The sequence below is a fragment of the Vibrio sp. V33_P6A3T137 genome, assembly GCF_009904835.1.
Lineage (GTDB): Bacteria > Pseudomonadota > Gammaproteobacteria > Enterobacterales > Vibrionaceae > Vibrio > Vibrio metschnikovii.
Window position 1 is genome coordinate 21,839 of record NZ_WXWK01000087.1, and the last position, 6,897, is coordinate 28,735.

The window sequence follows — 6,897 nt, forward strand, 5'->3', positions numbered from 1 at the left end:
AGTTGATTAAAACGGCCCTCGGCTTAAGAAGGGCCGCAACAAATTATGCACTAGGTTTAATTATATTTAAAGTTGCAATCAGTGACTGGCGTTATATTTACTAATATTTTCATTCAGTTAATTGCAAAAAAGCATCATTAAACTCAGAAAAACAAGGTTTAGATCACACTCAAACACGGCAGCGATTAAAGCCTTCAAGCTCAGTGATGAATCGCGGTTAGCAATAACAACGGTAGGAGGGGGAAGTGGACTTCGCTATACTTCTCCACCGCTTAATAGCCACCTTTAGGTCAGTATAATGAATTATCTCAGCACATTTTTAAAAGGGATCGCTATGGGAGCAGCAGATGTTGTTCCAGGTGTCTCTGGCGGCACTATCGCTTTTATTACCGGAATTTATGATACTTTATTAGAAAGTATTCGGCGCATTAACCCACACCTAATCCAACATTGGCGACAACATGGGTTTCTCTCCACTTTTCGCCATATCAATGGCGGATTTTTATTGGTTTTATTCAGTGGTATATTTACCAGTATACTTACCTTAGCGAAATTCATCTCTTGGCTATTAGTTAACCAACCTATTCCCACGTGGTCATTTTTCTTCGGATTAATCATGGTCTCGGTGTGGCATATGCTGCAGCAAGTAGAAAAACGGCAGGCTTCACGTTTTCTCGCTTTTATCGTCGGTGGTGTCTTCGCTTATACCATCACCATGATTAATCCTATTCAACTCGATGTGACAACATTCAATATCGTGCTAGCAGGCAGCATTGCGATTTGTGCAATGATTTTACCTGGCATTTCAGGCAGCTTTATTCTTCTATTACTCGGCATGTATACTCCGATCCTCAATGCTGTCAAGACGTTACAAATTGATATGCTGAGCTTATTTATGTTTGGCTGTATCCTAGGCATTACCAGCTTTTCCCATCTTTTATCATGGCTACTCAAACGTTATCGAGATGTCACTCTGACTTTTTTAACGGGTCTGATGATGGGAACACTACCTAAAATTTGGCCGTGGAAAGAAACGTTAACGTGGCGAACCAACTCCAGTGGCCAAGAAGTTCCGGTATTACAGCACAACCTATTGCCTTGGGATTACGAGCAACTCACCACTCAACCAGCACAATTAGGCATTGCCATACTATGCATGCTAAGTGCGGTGATCATCGTCCTTGGACTAGAAAAAATTGCTCAGCGTGAACAGAACCATTGAGGCGAGTTTATGTGCTCACCATTGAATTCACACTTCAACAACAGAACCGAGATAATCTAACAACATAAAGGCAATGCAATTACTTTCATTTTACATTGATATTTTTCATGATTGTGAGTAATTAAACCTAGACACCAGATATCGGGTGATTATTATTGGCTACCTTCAGTCAATCATCACTGAAGTAAATAGCACGGATGGATCTTGACTAAACAAGATCGCTGAAGCTAACAATGCCTTGAAACGGATGATGACCAACCACATTGGCTGCTCAACGCATCGAATCGGTCGTTGAACACTGATCAGATCTGCCCATTGGTTCGATTTCAAGGTTCAACACTCTAATAATTACATTTGAACACAGGGATAATTATGCAAAGCAACTCTCTCCTTGCCCGTTTTGCTCGTGGAAATCTGGTATTACAAATTTTAGCTGGGATCGTGCTAGGCATCGCACTGGCTATTATTTCACCAGAAAGAGCAGAAAGTGCGAGCCTGATTGGTAATCTATTTGTCGGTGCACTCAAAGCCGTTGCACCGATTTTAGTGTTTATCTTGGTCGCCGCTTCAATTGCTAACCAAAAGAAAAACAAACACACTTATATGCGCCCTATCGTGGTGCTTTACCTTTTCGGTACTTTTGCAGCCGCATTAACGGCGGTTTTGTTAAGCTTTATGTTCCCAACCACATTGACACTGGTTGCCGGAGCTGAAGGCGCGACACCACCTCAGGGTATTAGCGAAGTCATCCAAACACTTTTATACAAGTTAGTCGATAACCCAGTCAACGCGCTAATGTCAGCCAACTATATTGGTATTCTTGCTTGGGCGGTTGGCCTTGGCTTAGCACTGCATCATGCTTCTGCAACCACTAAATCCGTATTTGAAGATCTTAGCCATGGTGTATCACAAATTGTTCGCTTTATTATCCGCTTAGCTCCATTTGGTATTTTTGGTCTTGTTGCATCCACCTTTGCCTCAACCGGATTTGATGCGCTAATCGGCTATGCTCAACTGCTGGTTGTCTTGCTAGGCGCGATGCTCTTTATTGCGTTAATTGTCAACCCAGCTATCGTTTATGCAAAAACCAAAAGCAACCCTTACCCATTAGTCTTCCAGTGTTTACGTGAAAGTGGAGTGACTGCCTTTTTCACCCGTTCAAGCGCAGCAAATATTCCTGTGAATATGGCACTGTGTGAGAAATTAAAGCTTGATGAAGATACTTATTCCGTCTCTATTCCCCTTGGCGCGACGATTAATATGGGCGGTGCAGCGATTACGATTACCGTATTAACGCTAGCAGCCGTTCATACCATGGGCATTGAAATAGATATTTTCACCGCATTATTATTGAGTGTTGTCGCGGCAATTTCAGCCTGTGGTGCCTCTGGAGTGGCGGGCGGTTCGCTACTTTTGATACCACTTGCTTGTAGTTTATTTGGTATTTCGAATGATGTGGCAATGCAAGTCGTCGCGGTTGGCTTTATTATCGGAGTGATTCAAGATTCTGCTGAAACAGCACTTAACAGCTCAACCGATGTGGTGTTTACTGCTGCCGTTTGTCAGGCGAAACAGAACCAAGCTTAATCTGATAAAGCGTCTGTGCACAATACAAAACGCCCCTTTATTAAGGGGCGTTTTTGTTGGCAAGTTATCCAACTGAGGTAATCAATAGCATGGCTCAGTCAGCCAACGACCACTTTGTATTGCTTGATAAGATTAAGGAGTTTTAGGTTTATCAATCGGACTGAGTGAGAAGTCCAATCGTGCTGGATCGGTTTCAACATCGGCGGTTAGCTCATTCACTTGAGGGCTATCCTCATCTTGAGGAACTTCTACTCGCTCCTCTGGGCCAACGTCTTCCCCTTTCTTCGGAATGGGAACCGAACGCTTATAAAACTTATTGAGTGCACGAATAATGCCATGATTGTTGACGGTATAAGTGGCTATTTTTCTTTGTAGTGGCTTCGCCAGAAATTGCAACTCAACAACCGAGTCGACACCAATCTTAGTACCCACCTGATCCCGTAAAGAAATCGCTGGCTTATGACCGAAAGCCGCCGACAAAAATAGCCATATATAAGCGACTTCATTGCCATTTTCTCCGTGCTCTATCCACGCCTTACCCGCGAGATACATCGCTTCTGGATGACCTTTCTCTGCCGCCCGCTCTAACCAATAACAACCTTTAGCATGATCACGCACCACACCAATACCCTCAAGATAATTGAGACCCAGCTTGATCATTGCTTCTAAGCTATTGAGCTCTGCCGCTCTTGAATACCAATAAAACGAATCTTGTGGTGATGGTGATAGATTGTCTTTTGAAACACACCATTCTCCCATAAACAGCATGGCGTCAATGTGTTGGCTTTCTGCCGCTTCTTGAATGAGCTCAACGCCTTTAACGACGTTAATTTCCGTCCCTCGGCCATAAATCAACGCCTCTCCAGTGGCGAGTTTTGCTGCCAAATCACCTTCAACCGCTCGAATAAATTGCTGCCAAAACTTAGTTTTCTCTTTAATCAGAACATCTTCACGCATTTTCCCACAGACACGTACTACGCCGTACATACCGTTAATATTGTCGAAATTCGCTGCACGTTCATACCAAAATAACGCTTCTTTAAGGTTATTTCGTTCCGCTTCTTTAGCAAGGAACAGCATCGTCGGTACATGACCAGACTCTGCTTTAAAAAGCCGATCCTTTTTCTCCTGCTCACGCATTCGCTCTAACGTTTTACGATACGCTTCTTCACGCGCTTTCTTCTCTGCTTCTAGGCGTTTTTTACGAATCGATAACGAAATCATCCAGATAAAAATCAGGATGAGTGAGAGACCGGTAGCGCCAATAGCAATTCCAATGGTGTTCATGTAATAAAGTTCTTAATCCGTTTGTGACTAATCATAGCGTGAAAAATAGTGATGCTGGTGTATAAAAGTGCCTTAATGATCATCAAACTGATGATTCTTCCTGACGACAACGTTCAGTAAACGAAGAAAGCTATGCGTTGGTTTTAACCATTAAGTCAAGGCAGAGTAACACATTCGATGATTAAATAAGAACATGCCGCATTAGAAAATGCGGCATGTTCATGGCTTAAAAATCAACCCTAGCGCTACCCCAAATGTTCTAAAACGCTCATTAGTGAGTTCTGCTATTAACGGCTTTCACAAATACCGCTTGTGCACTCTCAATCCCTAAGGCTTTAGCTTCATCCAGCAGACCAAGTGCTTTAGGAATATCATTTGCAGCAACCGCTTGTTGGATAGCGGTGTGATAATAATTTTTAGTATCTGGCTGAACTGTTGCTGCTTCGATTGATACTGACGTTTTAGATGGAGAACGATTGAATGACAACCAACTTGGACCAGCAACATCAAGCTCAATGGTCCCCGTTAAATGATGAGGTATTGGAATATCTTTAAGTTCAGGCATATAGTTACCGCGAGCCTCTGCGTCAATGCGGCCAGGATGTGCAACATATGTACTTGCCTGAAGATCAGATGATTTTGTATAAACGATTAAATAGAGTGTGCTATATCCTTGAGGTGGAAAAAAATCCAGTTCAGAAACCAAGCGATTTCCTTTATTAAGCCGAGGTTTACGATACTCAAAACTCGCGCTATCAAATGACTCAATAACTTGACCTTGCTTGTCTGTAACCATAACGTGTGGATAAAAAACAGAATCTTTAATTTCACTCGTTACAGTCAAAGAAAGTTGACCTCGATCTGCTGGGATTTCAAACATCGCGACAGGGCTAGAAATAAGATCATTCTTTAAATATTGTGTACTAGGCGTGATAGAGACCTTCGTTGTGCTAGGTAGCCTCACTTTGGTAGCTTGTAATTGAGCAACCATTTCAAATTGTTGTCTTGCTGAATCTGCAGAAGTCTGTTCGATAAGCGGGTTAGACTGACACCCCGCTAAAGCAATGCAGCCTCCTAATAATAATGCTCGAAAATACATAAGGATCCCCTATTTTATTTTTTTAAAGATTCGCATAAACCTTTAAAAAAATAGCTGACCTAAGTCAGCTATTTATCTATGGACTTAATAATGTGAAACTGTTAGCATTTTACCACCAAGCTTCTACTTGCACACCAACAACAAACTCTGAATCATTACCTGTACCGAAACGATCATCATTTTTCGTATCGTGTAGGTAGCTACCATAAACGCGTAACTCCGGACGAGACCAGAAACTATCACCCATTGCCCAAGCTTGAGCAACAGTCAACTTAGCATGACCAAAGTCTTCGGTTTCTGTACCTGCAGCTTTCTTACCGCCGTGATAACCGGCTTCAAAGACGGTACGCATCGTATCATTCCACTTATACATCGGACGTACTACTGCCGAGTATTGGTCTGTACTTAACTTCGCAGCGCTGATATCTGAGCCGTTCATATAAGCCAATTGGTGGCCCATTTCCCACTGTTCGCCAAGGCTCATTACACCCCAGTTAATCAAACGAAACGCGCTTGCGTCATTATTCGCTGACGTACCACGGTCATACCACGCACCCGAGCCAAAATCTGCCACTTGTTTTCCATAACCATTAGTGCCGTATTGTAGAATAGTTTGGTTAAATCCATTGCTTAAGCCTTGATGTAAAATCGCACTGAGTAGTACACCATCATCTGCTTGCTCACTGACATTATCTTTATCAGTAGCAAAGTTATAAGCAACAGCAAGTTCTAAAGAAGCATTATCCCATACACCAATATTCGCTAGACGAGCATCAAAAATATAGCCGGTTGAGTTTTCATGAGCACCATCTTGAATCAATGCAACAGAGAGCTTTTGATCGCCAATCGAAACATTTTCAATACCACCACCAGTACCTGACGTGTTTAGGAAGTAGAAATCCGTAATGTGGATATCTTTACGTTGATAGTAGCGTTTACCTGCCCAAAGAACCGCGTCAGGATCTGAGGCAAACAAACCTTTTGCTTGCACGTTAAACTGAGCAACGTTAATTTCTTTGCTTTCCCAACCACTCTTACCTTCGTCCGAGCTTGCAATCATTGATTCAACTTTCCAAGTTTGCTCACCAGTTTTTAACTCTTTAGCAAAACCAAACTCGTAGTAGTTGTCATCTTCATTACCTAGACGACCTACGCCACTTTTTTCAAACGCTTGATCACCAGTACCATGATTGCTGATGGCTGTACCAGCACGCATGTAACCATTAAAATCGACAGCAAAAGCAGAACCTGCTGCTAAAGAAGCAGCCACTGCGGCAGCAATTACACTTACTTTTTTCATTGTTAACTCCATTTAGGGTTTTCTTTTATCACTCTATTTTTATCCTCAACCATGACGCGACTCATAAAGGCAGAAATGAATAACGAAAAGTAGAGGTGAGACGGGATGAATCCCCCGTTGTTTCAGCTGCTGAGCAGGTTACTAAAAGTACACAAGGGTGACGTCCTCCACCCTAACTATATTTAGGGGGGATGAGAAAGGAGGAGAGATTTTACCGAATGGTGTTTTTAATAGGTTGATCACGGAATTAGGGGGGAGATAGGTACCAACCAACACCATTAATTCATACAAAATGTATGAGCGATCACTATTTCACAATAAGTTAACCGCAAGAGTGAAATAAAATTACATAATAATATTTGTGACTAGGCGCTTGACCTTATGCTGACAAAGCCTTTTACT

At 42.3% G+C, this 6,897-nt stretch carries 5 protein-coding genes; 2 read left to right on the forward strand and 3 right to left on the reverse strand.

Features of this window, described 5'->3' with window-relative positions; genetic code table 11:
- Window positions 1-298 precede the first annotated feature (298 nt).
- Both CAG60_RS08545 and sstT read left to right on the forward strand, forming a co-directional pair.
- Entirely contained in the window at window positions 299-1,222 is a 924-nt protein-coding gene (locus CAG60_RS08545) for a DUF368 domain-containing protein (RefSeq protein WP_161429832.1), read from the forward strand.
- Window positions 1,223-1,594: 372 nt separating this feature from the next.
- Window positions 1,595-2,809, forward strand: a complete 1,215-nt coding sequence (gene sstT, locus CAG60_RS08550; protein ID WP_161425826.1) for a serine/threonine transporter SstT — start codon at window positions 1,595-1,597, stop codon at window positions 2,807-2,809.
- 132 nt (window positions 2,810-2,941) lie between these two features.
- On the opposite strand, the gene CAG60_RS08555 is transcribed toward sstT, so the two are convergent.
- From CAG60_RS08555 to lamB, 3 genes are all read right to left on the reverse strand, one after another.
- Window positions 2,942-4,096: a tetratricopeptide repeat protein gene (locus CAG60_RS08555; RefSeq protein ID WP_161425825.1), complete on the reverse strand. Its 1,155-nt coding sequence runs from the start codon at window positions 4,094-4,096 to the stop codon at window positions 2,942-2,944.
- Window positions 4,097-4,367: 271 nt separating this feature from the next.
- Window positions 4,368-5,195: a MalM family protein gene (locus CAG60_RS08560; RefSeq protein WP_161438736.1), complete on the reverse strand. Its 828-nt coding sequence runs from the start codon at window positions 5,193-5,195 to the stop codon at window positions 4,368-4,370.
- 109 nt (window positions 5,196-5,304) lie between these two features.
- Window positions 5,305-6,495, reverse strand: coding sequence for a maltoporin LamB (gene lamB / locus CAG60_RS08565; protein ID WP_004396809.1), 1,191 nt, complete (start codon window positions 6,493-6,495; stop codon window positions 5,305-5,307).
- Window positions 6,496-6,897: the final 402 nt, after the last annotated feature.